Here is a 20,802-nt window from a genome sequence, read left to right as displayed (position 1 = left end):
TTGTTTGTTAAAATGAAGAAGAATGCTTGAAGTGAGGAGCTTATAAAATGACAAAAAATAAATTATTATTAGTCGATGGTAACAGTGTAGCGTTCCGTGCGTTTTTTGCGTTACACAATTCATTAGAACGCTTTAAAAATAACAATGGTCTACACACGAATGCGATTTATGCTTTTAACAACATGTTTGAAAATGTCATGGCGAAAGAAGAACCAACACATGTCTTAGTCGCTTTTGATGCTGGTAAAACGACCTTCCGAAACGCTTGGTATGATGAATACAAAGGGGGGCGAGCAAAAACTCCTGGTGAATTTAAAGAACAAATGCCCTATATTCGCGAATTGATTACTGGTTTAGGCGTCAAACATTATGAACTAGATAATTATGAAGCAGATGATATTATCGGTACCTTAGCAAATAAAGTTGATAAAGAACTTTTTGATGTGGTCATTTTGACGGGGGACCGTGACTTGACGCAATTAGCAACCGATGAAATCAAAGTAGATATTACGGTCAAAGGGGTAAGTGATATCGAATCTTATACGCCAGCTCATATCGCAGAAAAATATGACGGCTTAACACCTTTACAAATTATTGATATGAAAGGATTAGCTGGTGATGCATCAGATAATATCCCTGGTGTCACAAAAATTGGTGAGAAGACAGCGATTAAATTGTTAAAACAATATGGATCTGTTGAAGGAATTTATGAACACATTGATGAAATGAAACAAAGCAAAATGAAAGAAAATCTTATCAATGATCGTGAACTAGCCTTTTTATCCAAAAAATTAGCAACGATTAATATTGATTCGCCTGTCGATATTGCGATTGATGAGTTAAAATACGAAGGCAAAGATTTAGAGAAATTAATTCCATTTTACAAAGAAATGAATTTTAAAACTTTCCTTGAAAAATTAAATGTTGTAGACGATACAAAAGATATGGACGATATCTTATTTGAAGTTGTTGAACAAACTAGTCCGGAAATGTTTGAGGAGCATGCAGCTTTTTATGTAGAAACATTAGGTGACAATTATCATATTGAGGATATTGTTGGTGTCGCTTGGGGTACAAAAGACAAAATTTATGTCAGCAATAATGATGCGATTTTTGAAGATGAAGCCTTTCAAGCATGGTTGTTTGATGAACAAAAAACGAAAACAGTTTATGATGCGAAAAGCACTGAGGTTCTGTTAAATCGTTATATCGGCCGTCCAAAAGGGTTAGTATTTGACGTCTTATTAGCTGCTTATTTATTAGACACCAATGATACCAACAATGATATTGCTGGTGTTGCTGAACATTATGGTTATTCAGATATTCAATCAGACGATGCTATTTACGGTCGAGGCGCTAAAAAAGGACTGCCAGAAGAGGAAGAAGTTTTCTTTGGCCATTTAGCACGTAAAGTGAAAGCTATTGGATGGTTAACGGATAAATTAAAAGAAGAATTAGAAGCAAAAGGCCAAACGGCTTTATTTGATGAAATGGAATTTCCATTATCTAAAATTTTAGCTGAAATGGAAATTACAGGAATCCGAGTAGATGCTTTACGATTAAATCAAATGAAAGGCGAATTCGCCGAGCGACTACAAGAAATTGAACAACGTGTTTATGACCAAGCAGGCGAAGAATTTAACTTGAATTCACCTAAACAATTAGGTGTCATCTTGTTTGAAAAAATGGGCTTGCCGGTTATCAAAAAAACAAAAACCGGCTATTCAACTGCCGTTGATGTCTTAGAACAGTTAAAAGCACAAGCGCCAATTGTCGAAGATATTTTGACGTATCGCCAAATTGCTAAAATTCAATCCACTTATGTTGAAGGTCTATTGAAAATGATTCAAGCCGATGGTAAAATCCATACCCGTTATGTCCAAACACTGACGCAAACGGGACGCTTAAGTTCAGTTGATCCAAACTTACAAAATATCCCAATTCGTTTAGAAGAAGGACGCAAAATTCGGGAAGCCTTTGTCCCAAGAAAAGAAAATTGGGTCATTTATTCTTCCGATTACTCACAAATCGAGTTACGGGTATTGGCGCATATTTCTGATGATGAACATTTGAAAGCGGCCTTCATTGAAGGACAAGATATCCATTCAAGTACTGCCATGCGTGTCTTTGGAATTGAAAAAGCCGAAGATGTGACACCGAATATGCGCCGTCAGGCAAAAGCGGTTAACTTTGGGATTGTCTACGGTATTTCTGATTATGGTTTGTCTCAAAACTTAGGTATTTCTAGAAAAGAAGCCCAGCAATATATTGATACTTACTTTGAACGCTATCCAGGTGTCAAAGAGTATATGGAAAATGTTGTTCGTGAAGCCAAAGATAAAGGATATGTTGAAACGTTATACCATCGTCGTCGTTATTTACCAGATATCAATTCTCGTAATTTTAATGTACGTTCATTTGCAGAACGTACAGCTATTAACTCACCAATTCAAGGAAGTGCGGCGGATATTTTAAAAATTGCGATGATTGAATTAACGAAACGATTAAAAGAAGAAAAACTAGAAGCGACCATGTTATTACAAGTTCACGATGAGCTCGTATTTGAAGTGCCTGAACATGAATTAGAACAATTAGACCAATTAGTTCGTGAAGTCATGGAAAATGCAGTTACATTACATGTCCCATTGATTACAGATAGTAGTTGGGGCAAAACATGGTACGATGCAAAGTAAAGAGGTGAGACCATTTGCCAGAATTACCAGAAGTCGAAACTGTCCGTAAAGGGCTTGTTCGTCTCGTTCAAGGAAAGACCATCGCATCTGTTACTGTTCGATGGCCACGAATTATTGAACTGCCAGAAGTGGAACTATTTCAAGAACAACTAATCAATCAAACCATCGAGACGATTGAAAGACGTGGAAAATTTTTAATTTTTAAATTAAGTGATTTTGATTTAATTTCTCATTTGCGAATGGAAGGAAAATACGAATTTTCTCAAGAACCGCAGACGCCCGGCAAACACACGCATGTGATTTTTACATTTACTGATGGTTCGCAATTAAGCTATCATGATGTCCGAAAATTTGGACGCATGGCATTAGTACCGAAAAATAGCAGCTCATCCTATAAAGGTATTGTCCAACTTGGGCCAGAACCAATTGTTAGTGAATTTAAGAAAGAACGCTTTGAGCAACAATTAAAAAAATCGCATAAAGCAATTAAACCTTTATTATTAGATCAAAAATTAGTGACAGGTTTGGGAAATATTTATGTTGACGAAGCCTTATGGGAAGCAAAAATTCATCCAGAAACACCTGCCAATCTGCTTTCTGAAACGGAAGTGATTGCCTTACATCAAGCAATTATTGATGTGTTGGCACGAGCTGTTGAAGCCGGTGGAACAACAATCCGTAGTTATGCCAATGCTTTAGGCGAAGCGGGAAACTTCCAAGTTTCCTTGCATGTTTATGGACAGACAGGACTCCCGTGTAATCATTGTGGGATAGCGATTGTGAAAACTAAGGTTGCACAACGTGGCACGCATTATTGCCCGCAGTGTCAAGTAAGAAAGGGTGATGACTGATGAGTATGGTACTAGGAATAACTGGGGGTATTGCTACTGGAAAAAGTACGGTTGTCAATTTCTTACGTCAACATGGATTTCCAATAGTCGATGGAGATGTGATTGCTCGTGAAGTCGTCGAGCCAAATACTCTAGGTTTAGCAACGATCGTTGATACATTTGGTGTGGATATTTTACAAGAAAATGGTACGTTGAATCGAAAAAAATTAGGGGCGCTTGTTTTTAGTGATGAGCAAAAACGAGAACAGCTCAATGCAATTCTTGGTCCAATTATCCGTTTAGAGATTTTGAGACAAATCGATAACTATAAATCGCGGTCATCATTAGTGATTGCCGATATACCATTATTATTTGAATCCCATTATGAAGATGTAATGGATCAAGTAGCAGTAGTCTATGTTCCTGAAGAAATACAAGAGCAACGCTTAATGGCACGTGACCAATTGACCAAAGAAGAAGCACAACAACGCATCAAAAGTCAAATGCCAATTGAAGAGAAGAAACAACTGGCAGATGTTGTATTTGACAATCAAGGCAGTCAATTAGAGACCCAACAACAAGTTGAAAAATGGTTGAAAGAACATCATTTTTTGAAGTAAGTTAGTGAGAAAAGACCGTATGAAATCTACTTCTAAAAATAGATTTCATACGGTTTTTTTTACATGTTGGTTTTGTCTCAGGAATGACCATCGTCACTATTCTTGTTTCAGCGATTTTACGCAGTTTTACAATTTTTATGTCATAATATACGATAAAAGTAATGGTAACCTTTTTTGAAAAGGCTTACCATTGCTTTTTGTTTGTGCTATATTGAAAGGAAAGGAGTTGAGTCGATGAAAAACTATCAAGGTGTCGTATTTTTTGATTTAGATGGGACGTTATTAAATAAACAATCACAAATTAGCTCGAGCAATTTAAACGTATTGAAACAATTAGCAGAAAAAAATTATTTAACGGTAATTGCCAGTGGACGTTCGCCTATTGAAATTGAAGAGATTACCAAAGCAACAGCGATTCATTCGTATGTTAGCTTGAACGGTCAGTATGTGGTGGTAGAAGGGGAAATACTTGTTAATCACCGAATCGATACTGCTATTATCGAAAATGTGTTAGCTTTTGCTGAAGAATTAGGACATCCGGTATCCTGTTATACACCAAAGGAATATCGCATTAATTTTATTGATGAAGCGACAAAGAAGCTCTATAAATTAGACAATGCGCCGTTGCCTGAGATTGATCCGTTTTTCTATACAAAAAAAGAGATTAATATGCTGTATCTCTTCAGTGAAGAAATAGCACACGATGCTTTACTGATGGAACAATTTAATGATCAGTTGACTTTTTATCGAGATAGTCCTTTTTCGATGGCAATTGTTAATAAAAATCGTTCCAAAAAAGCTGGGATTGTCGAATTGTTAGAGAAATTAAATCTATCAGATTTGAATCAGACTTATGCATTTGGTGATGGCAATAATGATATTAGTATGTTTGAAGTTGTGCGACATGCAGTTGCGATGGGAAATGCTAATGAACATGTCAAAGAAGCTGCGACATTTATTACGCATGACCATGAAGCCGATGGTATTGAATATGCGTTAAAACAATTGAATGTTCTTTGAGAAAGTTGTATGAGGAGTGAGAAATATGATTAAAGCAATTGCAGTAGACATGGATGGGACCTTTTTAAAGTCAACCAATGATTACTCTCGGGAACGATTTGAAAAAATTTACCAGGAGTTACAAGAAAAAGATATCAAATTCATTGTTGCGAGTGGCAACCAATACGCGCAATTATCTTCTTTTTTTCCAAATCAAAGTGAGATTACGTTTGTTTCAGAGAACGGTGCATTAATCTTTGAAAAAAATCAGTTGCTCAAAAAAGCCACTTTTGATTCGATAACTGTCCATAGCGTGTTGAGATTTTTGTTACAGTTGGATGTATCAATTGGTATTGTCTTATGTGGTGCAAAGCAAGCATATATGCTGGAAAAACAACCAGAGGCATTCCAGCAATTTGCAAACAGATATTACTACGCACTAGCAGAAGTGGCTTCTTTTGATAATCTACCGGAGGATGAATTTGTCAAAATTGCTTTACAAGTTCCAGAACGAGAGGCAAAATCGCTAGTGGACCAATTAAATCAGCACTTTTCAAAGGATATTACGGCTGTTGTGAGTGGTCATGATAGTGTAGACTTGCTTATTCCTTCTGTCAATAAGGGGCAAGCATTGCTTTATTTGTTGAAGCGATGGCAAATTTCAGCGAGTCAATTACTTGCTTTTGGAGACAGTAATAACGATTTAGAGATGTTAAAATTGGCAGAATTTAGTTATGCGATGGCAAATGGCAGTGAAGAGGTACTTCAAACCGCTCGTTATGTGGCACCTTCCAATGATGATGAGGGTGTATTAACTGTCATTGAAACATGGTTAGCTAAAATGAGTGGGATAACATAGTGACGTAGATAGATGTTAATTTTGTACACTTTTTCGTCAAAAATACTTGACCTAGATGTTACTTTAGGTTGTACACTTACATCATAAAAAAGGAGGATGATATGTGTGAATAAACCTTATATATTTTGTCATATGGTAACATCGATTGACGGGAAGATTGATGGCCCTCACAAAGCTTTACCTGCACGCAAAGCAAGTGCAGATTTCTTTTATAATGTTGCTTTTGGACCGGATGCTTATTATGATACACAAGCTTGGTTATCTGGTCGCACGACTTCAGATGAAGCTTTTACCAAATACAAAGAACCTGAATTACCTGAAAATGCACCAATCGTACCTGAAGGAGATTTTATCGTCGAAACAAATGCGCCGAAATATTATGTATCGGTAGATCCTTCTGGCAAATTAGCGTGGGAATCAAATACGCTAGACTATCGAGAAACGCATGCGACGATTATTGAAGTCTTGACGGAAAAAGCGTAGCATGCTTATAAAGCCATGCTACGTGAACGCAATATTCCTTATATCATATGTGGTGAAGACACATTAGACTATGAAGCTGTAGTAGAAAAATTGTACCGTGAATTTAATATTCAGACATTAATGCTAGGTGGTGGAGCGGTATTGAACTGGTCATTCATTCAAGCTGGTTTATGTGATGAAGTCAGCGTTGTAATGGCGCCATTTGCAGATGGAAATGCGAAAACATCAACCTTCTTTACAGCAAAAGAAGGTGTGTCAAAAGATACCCCCGTATCGTTTGAATTATTAAATGTGGAAAGTGAACCAGATGGCACAGTTTGGTTGAGATATAAAGTGAAAAAAGCTGAATAAGGAATTGCTTTGTAAAACTGTCATTGAAAAAAAACAGGAAGTTTCTTCAAGAAACTTCCTGTTTTGTTCTACAAATGTGCATGGTCATAACATGCTTGAATTTCAGCAGGTAATTGATTCGGTAACATTGCCAGAATGTTTTCTTCTGTGCCATCATTCATAGCTGTTTCATAGTACCAGCATTTGTATTTGATCATATCTAATGTTTTTTCTAAATTACGTAGTTCGTCTTCAACGGCTTGTTTCTGTTTTTCAAAGAGTTCTTTCCGTTGCTGGAATGTTTCGCTACCTTGCATATTCCATTCCATAAATTGCTTAATGTCTTTAATTTCTACACCAGATTTTTTTAAACAATCAATCACTCGCAACGCTTCGAGTTCATTTTCAGAAAATTGTCTGATACCACCAACTCTTTGCATATCGGGAAATAATCCTTCTTTGTCGTAATATCGTAATGTTGAAATTGGTAACTGAAACATCTCAGAAACCTGACCAATTGTATACATCCTATTCACTTCCTCGTAAAAAAATAAAACCTCTTGACCTAAAGTCAGGTTTAGGGGATATGCTTATCATACATTCAAAATGAATGGTATGTCAAACAACCAAAAAGGAGAGGATACGATTGAGTAAAGAATTAACAATTACACAAGAATGGGACAAAGTTTTTCCAAAAAGTGACAAGATAAATCATCGAAAAATTACTTTCCACAATCGTTATGGAATCACATTAGTCGCTGATTTATATGAACCAAAAGACGCACAAGGGAAATTATCAGCATTAGCGGTTGCTGGACCATTTGGCGCGGTGAAAGAGCAATCATCTGGTTTGTATGCACAAACGTTAGCTGAACGTGGCTTTTTAACGATTGCATTTGACCCTTCATTTACCGGAGAAAGTGGTGGTACACCACGTTATGTTGCGTCACCAGATATTAATACAGAAGATTTCCAAGCCGCAGTTGATTTTCTATCCGTGCAAGACAATGTCGATCCAGAAAAAATTGGGATTGTCGGTATTTGCGGCTGGGGCGGTATGGCTCTAAATGCAGCGGCAATCGATACAAGAATTAAAGCAACTGTCGCATCAACGATGTACGATATGTCACGTGTCAATGCACAAGGATATTTTGATACAATGGACGCCGACGCAAGATATGAAGCGCGCCAAAGTTTAAACCAACAACGATTGGTTGATTACAAAAATGATTCGTATGAACGTGCAGGTGGTGTTGTTGATCCTTTACCAGATGATGCACCAGATTTCGTCAAAGATTACCACGCATACTATAAAACAACTCGTGGCTATCATGAACGTTCATTGAATTCCAATGATGGGTGGAACATTACGTCGTCACTTTCATTTATGAATATGCCATTGTTGCAGTATATTGATGAAATTCGAAGCGCAGCCTTTTTAATTCATGGTGAAAAAGCACATTCTCTCTACTTCAGTGAAGATGCTTATAAAGAATTAAAAGGAGACAACAAAAAATTAAAAGTGATTCCAGGAGCTTCACATACCGATTTATATGATCAAATGGACATTATTCCGTTTGATGAAATCACTGTGTTTCTGAAAGAGAATTTAAAGTAGTTAGTATTATTTAATTAAACTATCAAACAGCAGTGTTTAACGAGGAAACATAGCTGTTTGATTATTGATAAAGCATAATCATTAATGAAAGTTCCATTCTATCTCCAATGCTTTTAACACATATCTTAGTATGTGATAGGTGAAAATGAGAAACATGTCTGATATTGAATGCGCAATTTTTATTTAAGGAGTGAAGGCGATGGTTCAAAATGTAAAAATAAATGGGCGAGAGGTTTTCCCAATTGGCATTGGCACTTGGAATATTGGAAACAACAAACTAGATCAAGATAGAGAAGTCGAGGCGATGCTAAAAGGTATAGCTGCTGGTGCACAAGTTATTGATACGGCTGAAATGTACGGTAATGGACGATCTGAACAATTAGTCGGACACGTTTTAAAACAGGTCAATCGAGAAGATATTTATTTGATTTCCAAAGTTTTACCTGAAAATGCCTCAAAAAAACGACTAGCTCAAAGTTTGGAACGATCCTTAGAACGGTTAGATGTCCCTTATTTAGACATGTATTTGCTCCATTGGAAAAGTACCGTGCCGTTAGAAGAAACAATTGATGCGTTGGAACAAGTCAAAAACGATGGTAAGATTCGTGCTTGGGGCGTTTCTAATTTTGATACAATAGATTTGCAACACATGATGACATTACCCAATGGAAAAAACTGTCAAACAAATCAAGTGAAGTACAATTTAATTGATCGAGGGATTGAATATGATTTACTTCCTTATATGCAAACCCAACAATTGCCATTGATTGCATATTCACCAATGATTAAAGGGAATTTAAAAGGCTTGCTTTCTTCACAAAGTAAAGTACTTGAAACAATTGCGCTAAATCATCAAGCAAGTATTTCGCAAATTTTATTATCTTGGAGCATACGGAATCAGCAAACAATTGCTATTCCGAAATCGAGTAATCCAAAACATATGATTGATAATATCAAAGCAGCCGACATTCAATTGACAGAAACAGAATTACAACAAATTGATAAATACTTTAAGAAACCAATGAAGAAGCAGTCACTTGCTTTATGGTAATGAAGGGAAATGAATGAGAATGAAACCTTACGTAATTGTTCACACGCACACGTCTTTAGACGGAAAAATTAATAGTATGAAACTTCCTGAATTTTACTCTGCTAGTCAACAATACCAAGAGATTGCTTTACACCCAGATACCCAAGTTTTGGATATTAAAGGATACTTGAATGGGCGTGTCACAACAGACGATAATATGACCCACTACCAAAAACCAGAGTTAGATGAAAACGCAGAAGCAGTTCCTGCTGGGGATTATATTGTCAATGACCATGCAGATATGTATTATGTTTCAATTGATCCGTCTGGAAGATTAGGTTGGACAGTCAATGCTGTTGATTATGGGAAACGACATGCACACATTATTGAAGTATTAACAGAACGGGCATCAAATGCCTATAAAGCCTTTTTAAGAAAAATGAAAATTTCTTATATTATCGCAGGTAAAGACACTCTTGATAATGAGCTTGTCTTAGATAAATTGTATACATTGTTTCATATGGACCGAATCATGATAGGTGGTGGCGGCACACTCAATTGGGCGTTCTTACAAAATGGTCTGGTAGATGAAGTAAGTATTGTCATGGCACCAATTGCAAATGGTGATCCAGATATGCCAACCTTATTTATGGCGAAAGAACCCTTATCCCAAATTGCCCCTATGTCATTTTCGTTAATGGATGTCAAACCTTTAAAGGATAGTACTGTTTGGCTACGATACAAAGTAAACAAAGAATAGCTATTTCTTAGGATGATTGAGAAAATCAAATGATGTAAAAATCGTTAGTAAAATTCTTGACTTCATGTACACTTTAAGTTGTAAAATAGTGTCAGATTGTAATAGGAGGAGATTCAATGTACAACGTAAAAGCAAGAGCCGCTTTTGGTGCAACTGAACCATTTCAACAAACAGAAATCACACGCAGAGACTTAGATGAAAAAGATGTGTTGATTGAAATCAAATATGCAGGGATTTGTCATTCTGATATTCATACCGTACGTGGAGAATGGGGCGAAGTAGAGTACCCACTCGTTCCAGGTCATGAAATTGCAGGGATTGTGAAAGAAACAGGTACTGCCGTACAAAAATATCAAGTAGGTGACCGTGTAGGCGTTGGTTGTATGGTCGGTTCTTGTGGGCATTGTGAACATTGCCAAGATGGCGAAGAACAATATTGTGAAGGTTCGAATGGCCCTATTGACACCTACGCTGATGTGGATCAATATGGTGATTATACGCAAGGTGGTTATTCTACACATATCGTAGTGTCTGAAGACTTTGTGGTACGGATTCCCGATACTATTCCATTAGAAAAAGCTGCGCCTTTGTTATGCGCAGGCATTACAACTTATTCACCATTGAATCATTGGCAAGCTGCTGGTAAAAATGTTGCAGTTGTTGGCTTAGGTGGCCTAGGGCATATGGCAGTAAAAATAGCTCGTGCGATGGGCGCGAATGTAACAGTTCTTTCGCAAACACTTAGCAAAAAAGAAGACGGATTACGTTTTGGCGCAACCGATTATTATGCCACATCTGATTCAGAAACATTTAAAACGTTAAAAAATTCTTTTGATTTAATTATTAATACGGTAAGTGCGATTCTTGATTTTGATAGCTATTTAAGTTTATTGAAATTAGATGGTACAATGGTCAATGTTGGCGCACCAGCAGAGGCTGCACCGGTGCATATTGATAGCTTGATTTCTGGGCGTCGTTCGTTTGCCGGTTCTGCCATTGGTAGTATCAAAGAAACACAAGAGATGTTAGATTTTTGTGGAAAACACAATATTACACCAGAAATTGAATTAATTTCTGCAGACAAAATTGATGAAGCGTACGAACGCGTACTTCGTTCAGATGTGCGTTATCGTTTCGTGATTGATACAAAAACAATTTAATAGCTAAAAAACGTCTTGCCTATAAATAGTTAGGTAAGACGTTTTTTTGTACATAGCATAGCTATTATAATTCGATAATCGCTTTTGTGATCCCAAATGCTGGATAGTTTGCCAAAATTTCTGGCACGGATTCAAGTTGGATTTTGTGAGAAAGTAGAGGCGCCAATTGAATTTTCCCTTGATTTAATAAATGCACCGCTTTTGATAAAGTAAATGGGTTGATAAACGAGCTCGTAATTTTTAATTCTTTACTAAAAATATCAAATGCAGGAATCGTTAACTTTGTGTTAGGAGAAGGGACGCCAAACAATAAAATATTTGCCCCTTTGCTTGCAGTGGCAATAGCTGCTTCACTTGTTTCTTTTCTACCTACACATTCGATAACCAAATCAAAGCTCTCTGTTAATTCGTCTGTTGAACTGTAAACTTCATCGGCACCTAAAGCAAGAAGTTGAGCATGCTTTTCTTTATTTAACTCACAGACATTCACTTTGGCCGGAGAATACAGTTGCACTGTTTGTAAGAATAAAGAGCCAATAAAGCCACCACCGATAATTAAGACAGTAGTCTCTGGTGTGATTGGATCAATTTGATCAAATCCATGGAGGACACAACTTAATGGTTCGACCATTGCCCCATATTCGAAAGGTAAGTCTACAGCTAATTTCAAACAAGCATTAGCAGGAGCAGCGCAATATTCTGCCATTCCACCATTTCTTGTCACACCTAGTGCAGATAAATTTTCGCATAATTGTATGCGTCCTTGACGACAATATTGGCAATGGCCACAATACATATTCGGATCAACTGCAATATGGTCGCCTACTGCTAGCTGTGTGACATTTTCTCCGATTTTGACAATTTCACCTGCAAATTCATGTCCTAACACAACAGGTGGGGTTACTTCAGCCGACCCAGGTTCACCATTAAAGATGTGTACATCAGTTCCGCAAATGCCACAGTATTTGACCTTCACTAAAACCTCATCGGCTGTGATTTCTGGGATAGCTAAATCTTGTATCGTCATTGTTTGTTTCTCAGTTAAAACAAGAGCTTTCATAAACATTCTCTCCTCGCAAAATAATATTCTGCTTCATTATATAATAAAACGTTTTCTAATTGAAAGTTATCTTCATAAAAGGTTGAAAATTTTCGATTGTTACATCTCGTTTTACGTAAAGAGAATCCCATGTTTTGTAACGGAATGAAACGCTAAATATAATACTCCTTGCTAAATTATGACACAAACTGTGATAGCTACCGTTTGACATAATATAGATGAACGCCTATATTTATAGATAGATATCTATCTATATTAGGAGGAGAAAGATGGATTATGAAAAAACAGCTGGAATATTGAAAGCTTTAGCTGACTCTAAACGGCTAAAAATTATCGATCTTCTATCTTGTGGCATGATGTGTGCTTGCGATATTTTGGAACATTTTGATTTTACACAACCAACACTATCACATCATATGAAAGTGTTAGAAAAAGCTGGCATTGTTCAAGTCACAAAAAAAGGACTTTGGCATTATTACCAGCTCACAGAATCATTTGTTGAAGAATTTGATCAATCAATGACACAACTGTTCTCCGATGAATCAAGTTGTATTTGTCATGAGGCAAACCAATGTACTTCTAAAGAAACGATGGTGAGCATACATGAATAAAAAACAAGAAGCAACAGGTATTAACTTTTTTGAGAAGTATTTAACAGTATGGGTCTTACTTTGTATGGCGTTAGGCATTTTAATTGGGCAATTTTTCCCTAGTTTCTCGCAAGAACTGGAAAAAATACAAGTGGCAAATACCAATATTCCAATCGCTGTCTTAACATGGATTATGATATTTCCAATGATGATGAAAATCGATTTTAAGTCAATTTTAGACGTGCGGAAGAATTATCAAGGATTGGCTATTTCAAGTATTACAGCATGGTTAATTAAACCATTTCTTATGTTTGGTTTGGCGACCTTTTTCTTTTTTGTTGTTTTTCAAAATTTTATCCCAACTGATTTAGCAAGAGATTACGTTGCTGGAGCAGTATTGTTAGGAACAGCGCCTTGTACTGCGATGGTATTTGTCTGGAGTAACTTAACAAAAGGTGACCCTGCACATACACTGGTTCAAGTATCGATTAATGATTTATTGATTATTGTGTTATTTGTTCCAATTGTCTCTTTATTACTAGGAATTAACAATGTCTTTGTTCCTTGGGGCATTCTTTTTGCTTCTGTCGCCTTGTTTGTTTTGGTTCCTTTGGTTGGTGGTGCGTTAACGCGCTATTTCGTGATTAGATATAAAGGACTTACTTATTTTGAAACAAAATTTTTACCGAAGTTTGATCCCATTACGACAATTGGTTTGCTTTTAACTTTAATCATAATTTTTACGTATCAAGGAAATATTATCATCAGTAATCCTTGGCATGTCTTAATGATTGCGGTCCCTTTAGTACTACAAAATGTTATTACCGCTAATTTTGCTTATTTTGCTTGTAAATTAACTAAACAACCACATAATGTGGCAGCTCCAGCAGCCTTAATTGGTGCGTCAGATTTCTTTGAATTATCAGTTGCTGTGGCGATTACCTTATTTGGTGTTAATTCACCTGTTGTTCTTGTGTGTACAGTTGGAGTGTTAACAGAAGTACCTGTGATGTTACTTCTTGTAAAATTAGTTAATAAAACTCGTGGGTGGTTCCATCCAGCGAAGAATTGAGGAGAAAAAATGAAAAAAGTTTATTTTTTATGCACAGGAAATTCATGTCGTAGTCAGATTGCCGAAGGGTATGGCAAAAAATATTTAACTGAGAATGGCTACGAAGTGCGAAGTGCAGGGATTGAAACACATGGTTTAAATCCAAGAGCTGTTAAAGTAATGGCAGAAGATGGCATTGATATTACCGTTCACACATCCGATTTAATTGATCCAGCGTTTTTCAATGAAGCCGACTTGATTATCACGCTTTGCGGAGATGCAAAAGATAATTGTCCAGTGATTCCGCAAACAGCAACCCATATTCACTGGGGATTAGAAGACCCAGCGAAAGCAATTGGGACGGAAGAAGAAATTATGGATCAGTTTAGAGCAACACGTGAGATAATCAAACAAAAAATTCAAGAGCTGATGTGAAAAAATCTATTATAGTTCTGAAGATATGCTTAAAATGTCTGTTTATCGTACCGATACAGAAGAATGAGTATTCAAAAAAACTGTTTGAATTAGAATGAAAAAATAGTTATTTTTAAATATGAAAATAACAAAGAAATCTATCTTTGTGAAGGTAATATTAATTTCATAGAAGACTAGGTTGGGCGTAAGCTTTCAAGACACATTCTCCAAGGGAGAAGAGAATTTTGTTTGCTTACGCTCTTTTTGTGTTCTATAGAAAAAGAAAGGGACTTTTTATCAAGAAACAAGGGAGAAACTAATTAAAAATTGATGCTGGCGCAAAGAAGAGTTTTAAGCATAGATGGATACTTTTCGGTGAAACGTTTCTGTAAAATGTTTTTAGATATTATTTTTCTATTATAAAATACAATAGTAAAAATACCTTTTTATATTGTATACAGCGTGTTTAAATACTTTTACAAAAAATACAAAAAGAAAGGGTTTACATTTTCATGGAGGAGTTGTATAATCTTCTATAGAAACGTTTCACTAAAAAGAAAGGAACCCTGTATATGAAAAAACTAAAAAAGTTTTATGATCAACGACAATTACATTGGATGGTGCTTCCGGGGGTAGCATTTATGATTGTCTTTAACTATATTCCGATTTATGGAATTATTATTGCTTTTAAAAATTATACGATTATTGATACAGTCTCTTCTGCACCATGGGTTGGACTTGAAAACTTTCGAATCATTATGGAAGATAGTTTTTTTTGGGAAGCGGTTCGTAATACCTTAGCGATTAGTTTAATGAAACTTTTTTTAGGATTTGCGATTCCAATTATATTAGCGATAATGATTTTTGAAATGAGAGATGGGTATTTAAAAAAGGTGATTCAGACGATTTCATATATTCCTCATTTTTTTTCTTGGATTGTGTTAGGAGGCATGTTGATTTCGTGGCTTTCAACAAGTGGTTTTATCAACCAAATCATGATGTCGTTAGGCTTAATGAATCAGGGTGTCAATCATTTATTAGATCCTGATAAGTATTGGTGGATTGCTGTTCTTTCTGATTTGTGGAAAGAAGTAGGTTGGGGAACAATTCTCTATCTTGCTGGCATGTCTCGCATAGATCCAACGTTTTATGAAGCGGCGAGAATTGATGGTGCTTCAAAATTAACACAAATCCGAACGATTACTTTGCCCCTATTAGCGCCGATTATTTCGTTGAACTTAATTCTAAATGTTAGCGGTTTATTGGGATCAAACCTAGATCAAACGTTGGTTTTAATGAATGCTCAAAACCAAAACAAATCAGAAGTAATTAATTCATTTGTTTATCGTATGGGGCTAACACAAGGGGACTTTTCTTATGCGACAGCAGTTGGTTTAGGGATTTCTGTTATTTCAATTGTTTTATTAGTCATTACAGATCGCATTACTAGAAAAATGAACAATGGACGGTCGGTTATTTTATAAAGGAGGTAACAGCTGTGATTAAAAGAAAATCAAAAGAAAACAAATGGTTTTACTTTTTTAATACGTTAATTCTTGTGTTGTTTTCTTTATTAATTATCGTGCCAATTTGGAATATTTTAGTTTCCTCAGTTTCGTCAAGTTCGGGCTTAGCCGGCAAAGGCTTAGTTTTATGGCCGAAAGGATTTACGCTAGAAAATTATCGGAAGGTTTTTTCGGATAGTAGCATTCCGCGAGCATTTTTGATTTCTGTTTTAAAAACAGTCATCGGTGCGTCGACGCATACGCTGTTCTGTGCGATTGTCGCCTATGGACTTAGTAAATCTAGATTAGTCGGGCGTAATATCTATACAACGATGGGCGTTATTACAATGTACTTTGGTGGGGGTATGATTCCCACGTATCTTTTGATTAAGTCATTAGGACTCTTAGATACCTTCTGGGTATATATCATTCCAGCTTTATTTAGCTATTATGATGTGGTTATCTTAATGAACTTTTTCCGAGAAATTCCACCATCTTTAGAAGAATCCGCCAAAATAGACGGAGCTAGTGAGTTTCAAATTTTTTATAAAATTTTTTTACCTCTAACAAAACCGGCATTAGCCACCATCATTTTATTTAATGGGGTTGGTCAATGGAATGACTTTATGACCACGAAATTATACATTACCAAAGAATATTTGTATCCATTGCAGATGAAAATTTATGAGATTATTGTTCAATCTAACTTGAGTACCATGACAGAGAGCGGCAGTACAGATATGGTGGTGCAGGCAACAACGCGTGGTGTTCAACTTGCAACAATTGTTATTACAACGATACCAATTTTAATTATTTATCCATTACTACAAAAACACTTTATCGGCGGTATGATGGCCGGTGCAGTAAAAGAATAAAGAAAGTAGGGAACAATATGAAAAAAGTTTTAGGCGGTTTATTAGTGGCAACGGCGGTCGTTAGTTTAGCAGCATGTAGCGGTGGGGAAAAGAAAGCTAGCTCAGATGTCTCTATTAAGGATCGGTATGAATTAGATGAAAAGACGCCTGCTTGGAAGTTAGATAAGAAGAAAGAGACTACTAAAATTAGATGGTATATTAACTCAGATTGGACGTCGTTACCTTTTGGCAAAGACGTGACGACTGCACAAATTAAAAAAGATTTAAATGTAGATATTGAATTTATTTCCGGCGATGATTCAAAATTAAATGCTATGATTTCAAGTGGAGATATGCCTGATATCGTGACATTAACTGAAAAAACTGGACAAGCAGCATTGAAAGCAGATTCTTGGGCCTATTCTTTAAATGATTTAGCTAAAAAATATGACCCCTATTTAATGAAAGTTGTCAACCAAGATACGTTTAAATGGTATGCCTTAGAGGATGGAAAAACATATGGTTACCCTAATTACTCTAATACAAAAGCGGATTATGAAAGTGGAAATATCCCAGTAAATGATAATTTTGTTATTCGTGAAGATGTCTATAATGCATTAGGCAAGCCAGACGTTTCAACACCAGAAAATTTTGAAAAGGTCATGCAACAGATTAAAGAAAAATATCCTGAGATGACCCCAATGGGCTTCACCACAGTGGGCGATGGTGCAGGACCATTTTTAGACAAATTACAAGACTTCCTAGGTGTTCCTTTAGAGGATAAAAATGGTAAATACTATGATCGAAATTTAGATAAAGAATATTTAGAATGGTTAAAAACATTTAATGATGTTTACCGAGCAGGCAATATTAGTGATGATAGCTTCACAGATGATGGGGCGACGTTTGATGAAAAAGTGAAACAAGGAAATTATGCAAGCATGCTCGTTGCTGGAACCAGTGGTCAAGGTGGGAACTTTACAGAATTTATGAAAAAATCTGGCACACGTTATATAGCCATTGATGGACCAAGTAGTACTTCTGGCCGAAAACCAACATTAAATCAAACCGGCATTTCAGGTTGGTTAAGTAATTACATTACGAAAGATGCGAAAGATCCAGCGAAAGTCACTCAACTATTCACATATTTAATTGATGAACCGGGACAAATTTTAACAAAATATGGCGTTGAAGGAGTTACTTATGCGTACAATGATCAAGGGAAAATTGATTATTTACCAGAAGTGAAAAAATTAGAACAAACAGACAATGATGCCTATAACAAAAAATATGGCATTAGTCGTTTCCTATACTTTAACAACGACCGTGTCAATAAACTAAAAGTGCCAATGGAAAGTGCTTTAACGCAAATGCAAGAATGGGGCAAAGGAAAATTAGTCCCACATTTCGTAATTGAAAATATTAATCCAGATGCGGGAACGCCGGAAGCTCGTGCGAATGAAGCGATTGAAACCAAACTAAATACAACCGTTATTTCAATGATTCGTGCGAAAGATGATAAAGCCTTTGACAAATCTTTAGAAGACTACAAAGCATTCTTAAAATCAAATAAATGGGATGCAATTGAAAAAATAAAATCTGAGAAAATGGCTGAAAACAGAGACAAACTTAAGTAAGAGAGGAGGAGAGAAAAGCGGATAAAGCAACGAGAAATCCGCTTTTCTCTTTTAATATGAATAAGCTATTTGCATATGAAGGTTGGTATTATCGGATTTTTTCTTTTATTGCCAACCTAATCATTATTAATTTTCTCTTTTTAATTACCTGTATAACAGGCATCTTTAGCGGTGTCGGCTTAATTGCGTTGTATCGAACAATCTATCGTTTGTATCGTGAAAAAGATATTCCTGTTTTGCGAACGTTTTGGACAGCGTTAAAAAATAATATCATGCGAGGTTTTATTTTAATAGGTGTCTTGTTCGTTGCTTTTTTACTGGGCGGTATCGTTGTAACAAGTTTATTTAAAATAGCCACCCGTTTAGGTTTCTTAGCTATTTTTCTATTAAGTTTTGTTGCATTATTTTTGACGAGTTTTCTTTTTCTCTTTTCCGTTTTTAATTGGTCCGTTAAAAAGACACTGGGTGAGACGGTTTATGTGGTCTTAAGTAATAGTGCCAATGCGATTATTTTGTTTATTTTACCTCTTTTAACGTTTGTTTTTTTCTATAAGCTTAATTTGTTTTTATATATTGCGTTAGGATTCGGGACAACGGCTTTTCTTCAAGTAGCGTTTTTTCAGAAAGTGTTAGGTGTAGAACATGAATGAGTATTTTGAGTTTTGGCAAAAGACCAAGGAAGAACTTCAAAAAATACCGCTAGATATCCATCGGCGGGTCATTGACTATCCATTGGAAAATGTTCAAGTTGAACAGGTCAACTTTTTAAGTTTCTTAGGTGAGCGCATCTTTGGCTATTTGTTACTTCCTAAAACGGCGGGGAAACAGCCAATAGTGATTGATTGTTTAGGCTATATGAATCATATTCAAGAACCTTGGCAATTTGCTCATTGGACACAAATTAGTTGTGCTTGTTTTGTCATTGATAATCGAGGTCAAGGGGGATTAACCAAAGATCGTGTGCCATATCAAACAATTTGGCATGAAGCACCAATGGGACGAGGATTTCTAGACAAAGAAGATTGGTACCAACGACGCTTGTTTGCCGACCATTTACGTAGCGTAGAAGTGGTGCGGACTTTTACTGAAATTAATCAGGACCAAATCATTCTTCGTGGTGGTTCCCAAGGGGGTGGCGTAGTGTTAATGGTGAACAGTTTAGTTGACTTCCCGATTTTAGCTACTTTTGCAGATGTTCCAAGTCATTCTTGTTTAGAAAATCGAGTAGCAGAAGGAACGGGTTCGTATCAAATTATTCATCAGTACTTACAAGAGCATCCTCAAGCGCATGAAAAAATTGCCGCGGTTCTTCCTTATTTTGATAGTCGTCACTTTGTTTCGCAAATTAAAAATCCAGTCTTTGCTTCTGTTGGGAGTCACGATCCGATATGTCCAATGAAAGATTTTTTCCATTCTTATCATCAGATAAAGGCAAGAAAAGCAGTCAGAGTGTATTGGAAAAAAGGCCATGGTGGCGGTGAAACAACCCAAATCCGTCGTGAGATGCGTCAAATTCAACAACTATTGCAGGAGGTTAAAAATGAAAATAGCTACGTATAATGTCCGGGTAGATACAGAGTATGACCAAGATTGGCAATGGTCTTTTCGTAAAGAGGCTGTTTGTCAGTTAATCAATTTTCATAATTGGAGTCTTTGTTGTATTCAAGAAGTACGACCGAATCAAGTCAGGGATTTAAAGGCGTATACAACATTCACCTGTCTTTCTGCGGAAAGAGAAGGGGATGGTCAAGGAGAAGGACTAGCGATTCTCTATAACGAACAAAAAGTTCAGGCTATTGATACAGGGTATTTTTGGTTATCTGAAACACCTCAGCAGCCAAGTATCCATCCTGAAGCTGGCTGTCCAAGAATTGCTTTGTGGGGACTATTTAAGGAAACGACTCAAAATGAGCCTTTTTTAGTCATCAATGTTCATTTGGATCATCTTTCTGCTCATGCTCGTTTAGCAGGAATGACCGTTATCTTAGAGGAGTTACATGACAAAATTGCACAGTATCCAACCTTGTTAATGGGCGATTTTAATGCAGAGTCGGGGGAAGAGGTTCATCAACTTGTTCAAAAAAAATTTCAAGATAGCAAAAATTTAGCTACTCATTATGGCCCAAGAGGAACATTTCAAAATTTTACTTACACAAAACCTTGGGCGGAACTAGAAGAAATTGATTATATTTATGCAAAAGGTTGGCAAGTGCAGCAAACCGCAAGTTTAACAGATAGTATCGATGGACGTTTTCCCTCCGACCATTTTCCTTTAGAAGCAGAAGTATGTATTGAAGAAAGGTGAGAGT

General features: G+C 36.3%; 22 protein-coding genes. 20 read left to right on the top strand and 2 right to left on the bottom strand.

Features of this window, described 5'->3' with window-relative positions; genetic code table 11:
- Window positions 1-47 precede the first annotated feature (47 nt).
- The 7 genes from polA to BAU17_RS14225 all read left to right on the top strand — a co-directional run bounded on the left by polA (window position 48) and on the right by BAU17_RS14225 (window position 6,835).
- Window positions 48-2,693 carry a DNA polymerase I gene (gene polA / locus BAU17_RS09845; protein ID WP_161902647.1) on the top strand — a complete coding sequence of 882 codons (2,646 nt, stop codon included), beginning with the start codon at window positions 48-50 and terminating at the stop codon, window positions 2,691-2,693.
- A 14-nt stretch (window positions 2,694-2,707) separates the two neighbouring features.
- Window positions 2,708-3,544, top strand: a complete 837-nt coding sequence (gene mutM, locus BAU17_RS09840; RefSeq protein WP_161902646.1) for a DNA-formamidopyrimidine glycosylase — start codon at window positions 2,708-2,710, stop codon at window positions 3,542-3,544.
- Window positions 3,544-4,143, top strand: a complete 600-nt coding sequence (gene coaE / locus BAU17_RS09835; protein ID WP_202622314.1) for a dephospho-CoA kinase — start codon at window positions 3,544-3,546, stop codon at window positions 4,141-4,143. Before mutM ends, coaE begins: the two co-directional genes overlap by 1 nt.
- Window positions 4,144-4,377: 234 nt before the next feature.
- Complete coding sequence (locus BAU17_RS09830; RefSeq protein ID WP_161902645.1) at window positions 4,378-5,163, top strand: Cof-type HAD-IIB family hydrolase; 786 nt, start codon at window positions 4,378-4,380, stop codon at window positions 5,161-5,163.
- A gap of 25 nt (window positions 5,164-5,188) precedes the next feature.
- Entirely contained in the window at window positions 5,189-6,001 is an 813-nt protein-coding gene (locus BAU17_RS09825; RefSeq protein WP_161902644.1) for a Cof-type HAD-IIB family hydrolase, read from the top strand.
- Between the two features lie 105 nt (window positions 6,002-6,106).
- A complete protein-coding gene (locus tag BAU17_RS14230) occupies window positions 6,107-6,484 on the top strand; it encodes a hypothetical protein (protein ID WP_237579113.1) in 378 nt (125 codons plus the stop codon).
- Window positions 6,485-6,499: 15 nt separating this feature from the next.
- The gene (locus BAU17_RS14225) at window positions 6,500-6,835 is read left to right on the top strand and encodes a dihydrofolate reductase family protein (protein ID WP_237579111.1); all 336 of its coding nucleotides are present in this window, start codon (window positions 6,500-6,502) and stop codon (window positions 6,833-6,835) included.
- Between the two features lie 68 nt (window positions 6,836-6,903).
- On the opposite strand, the gene BAU17_RS09815 is transcribed toward BAU17_RS14225, so the two are convergent.
- Complete coding sequence (locus BAU17_RS09815; RefSeq protein WP_161902643.1) at window positions 6,904-7,341, bottom strand: MerR family transcriptional regulator; 438 nt, start codon at window positions 7,339-7,341, stop codon at window positions 6,904-6,906.
- Between the two features lie 119 nt (window positions 7,342-7,460).
- Between BAU17_RS09815 and BAU17_RS09810 the strand changes: the two genes are divergently transcribed.
- The 4 genes from BAU17_RS09810 to BAU17_RS09795 all read left to right on the top strand — a co-directional run bounded on the left by BAU17_RS09810 (window position 7,461) and on the right by BAU17_RS09795 (window position 11,382).
- On the top strand, window positions 7,461-8,432 hold the full coding sequence (locus BAU17_RS09810) for an alpha/beta hydrolase (RefSeq protein WP_202622313.1): 972 nt from the start codon (window positions 7,461-7,463) through the stop codon (window positions 8,430-8,432).
- A gap of 199 nt (window positions 8,433-8,631) precedes the next feature.
- Window positions 8,632-9,483: an aldo/keto reductase gene (locus BAU17_RS09805; protein WP_161902641.1), complete on the top strand. Its 852-nt coding sequence runs from the start codon at window positions 8,632-8,634 to the stop codon at window positions 9,481-9,483.
- A 13-nt stretch (window positions 9,484-9,496) separates the two neighbouring features.
- Window positions 9,497-10,222 (top strand): dihydrofolate reductase family protein, encoded by a 726-nt coding sequence (locus BAU17_RS09800; RefSeq protein ID WP_231474650.1) that lies wholly within the window; start codon window positions 9,497-9,499, stop codon window positions 10,220-10,222.
- A 116-nt stretch (window positions 10,223-10,338) separates the two neighbouring features.
- Entirely contained in the window at window positions 10,339-11,382 is a 1,044-nt protein-coding gene (locus BAU17_RS09795) for an NAD(P)-dependent alcohol dehydrogenase (protein WP_161902640.1), read from the top strand.
- A 64-nt stretch (window positions 11,383-11,446) separates the two neighbouring features.
- Here BAU17_RS09795 and BAU17_RS09790 read toward each other — a convergent pair whose 3' ends face one another.
- On the bottom strand, window positions 11,447-12,442 hold the full coding sequence (locus BAU17_RS09790; protein WP_161902639.1) for a zinc-dependent alcohol dehydrogenase family protein: 996 nt from the start codon (window positions 12,440-12,442) through the stop codon (window positions 11,447-11,449).
- Window positions 12,443-12,711: 269 nt separating this feature from the next.
- Here BAU17_RS09790 and BAU17_RS09785 point away from each other — a divergent pair, with 269 nt between their 5' ends.
- The 9 genes from BAU17_RS09785 to BAU17_RS09745 all read left to right on the top strand — a co-directional run bounded on the left by BAU17_RS09785 (window position 12,712) and on the right by BAU17_RS09745 (window position 20,798).
- Window positions 12,712-13,053, top strand: coding sequence for an ArsR/SmtB family transcription factor (locus BAU17_RS09785; RefSeq protein WP_161902638.1), 342 nt, complete (start codon window positions 12,712-12,714; stop codon window positions 13,051-13,053).
- On the top strand, window positions 13,046-14,104 hold the full coding sequence (arsB, locus tag BAU17_RS09780) for an ACR3 family arsenite efflux transporter (protein WP_161902637.1): 1,059 nt from the start codon (window positions 13,046-13,048) through the stop codon (window positions 14,102-14,104). Before BAU17_RS09785 ends, arsB begins: the two co-directional genes overlap by 8 nt.
- 9 nt (window positions 14,105-14,113) lie before the next feature.
- On the top strand, window positions 14,114-14,518 hold the full coding sequence (arsC, locus tag BAU17_RS09775) for an arsenate reductase (thioredoxin) (RefSeq protein WP_161902636.1): 405 nt from the start codon (window positions 14,114-14,116) through the stop codon (window positions 14,516-14,518).
- 551 nt (window positions 14,519-15,069) lie between these two features.
- Window positions 15,070-15,981, top strand: coding sequence for an ABC transporter permease (locus BAU17_RS09770; RefSeq protein WP_161902635.1), 912 nt, complete (start codon window positions 15,070-15,072; stop codon window positions 15,979-15,981).
- 14 nt (window positions 15,982-15,995) lie between these two features.
- Complete coding sequence (locus tag BAU17_RS09765; protein ID WP_002357901.1) at window positions 15,996-16,877, top strand: carbohydrate ABC transporter permease; 882 nt, start codon at window positions 15,996-15,998, stop codon at window positions 16,875-16,877.
- A gap of 17 nt (window positions 16,878-16,894) precedes the next feature.
- Window positions 16,895-18,493: a type 2 periplasmic-binding domain-containing protein gene (locus BAU17_RS09760; protein ID WP_161902634.1), complete on the top strand. Its 1,599-nt coding sequence runs from the start codon at window positions 16,895-16,897 to the stop codon at window positions 18,491-18,493.
- A gap of 56 nt (window positions 18,494-18,549) precedes the next feature.
- Window positions 18,550-19,143: a YesL family protein gene (locus BAU17_RS09755; RefSeq protein WP_161902633.1), complete on the top strand. Its 594-nt coding sequence runs from the start codon at window positions 18,550-18,552 to the stop codon at window positions 19,141-19,143.
- Complete coding sequence (locus BAU17_RS09750; protein WP_161902632.1) at window positions 19,136-20,053, top strand: acetylxylan esterase; 918 nt, start codon at window positions 19,136-19,138, stop codon at window positions 20,051-20,053. The genes BAU17_RS09755 and BAU17_RS09750 overlap by 8 nt, the downstream gene beginning before the upstream one ends.
- A complete protein-coding gene (locus BAU17_RS09745) occupies window positions 20,034-20,798 on the top strand; it encodes an endonuclease/exonuclease/phosphatase family protein (protein WP_161902631.1) in 765 nt (254 codons plus the stop codon). Before BAU17_RS09750 ends, BAU17_RS09745 begins: the two co-directional genes overlap by 20 nt.
- Window positions 20,799-20,802: the final 4 nt, after the last annotated feature.

The sequence above is a fragment of the Candidatus Enterococcus willemsii genome (assembly GCF_009933335.1).
GTDB classification, from domain to species: Bacteria; Bacillota; Bacilli; order Lactobacillales; family Enterococcaceae; genus Enterococcus_F; species Enterococcus_F willemsii.
The sequence above is the reverse complement of the archived record's forward strand: the minus strand, read 5'-3'. Positions and strand labels throughout refer to the sequence as shown.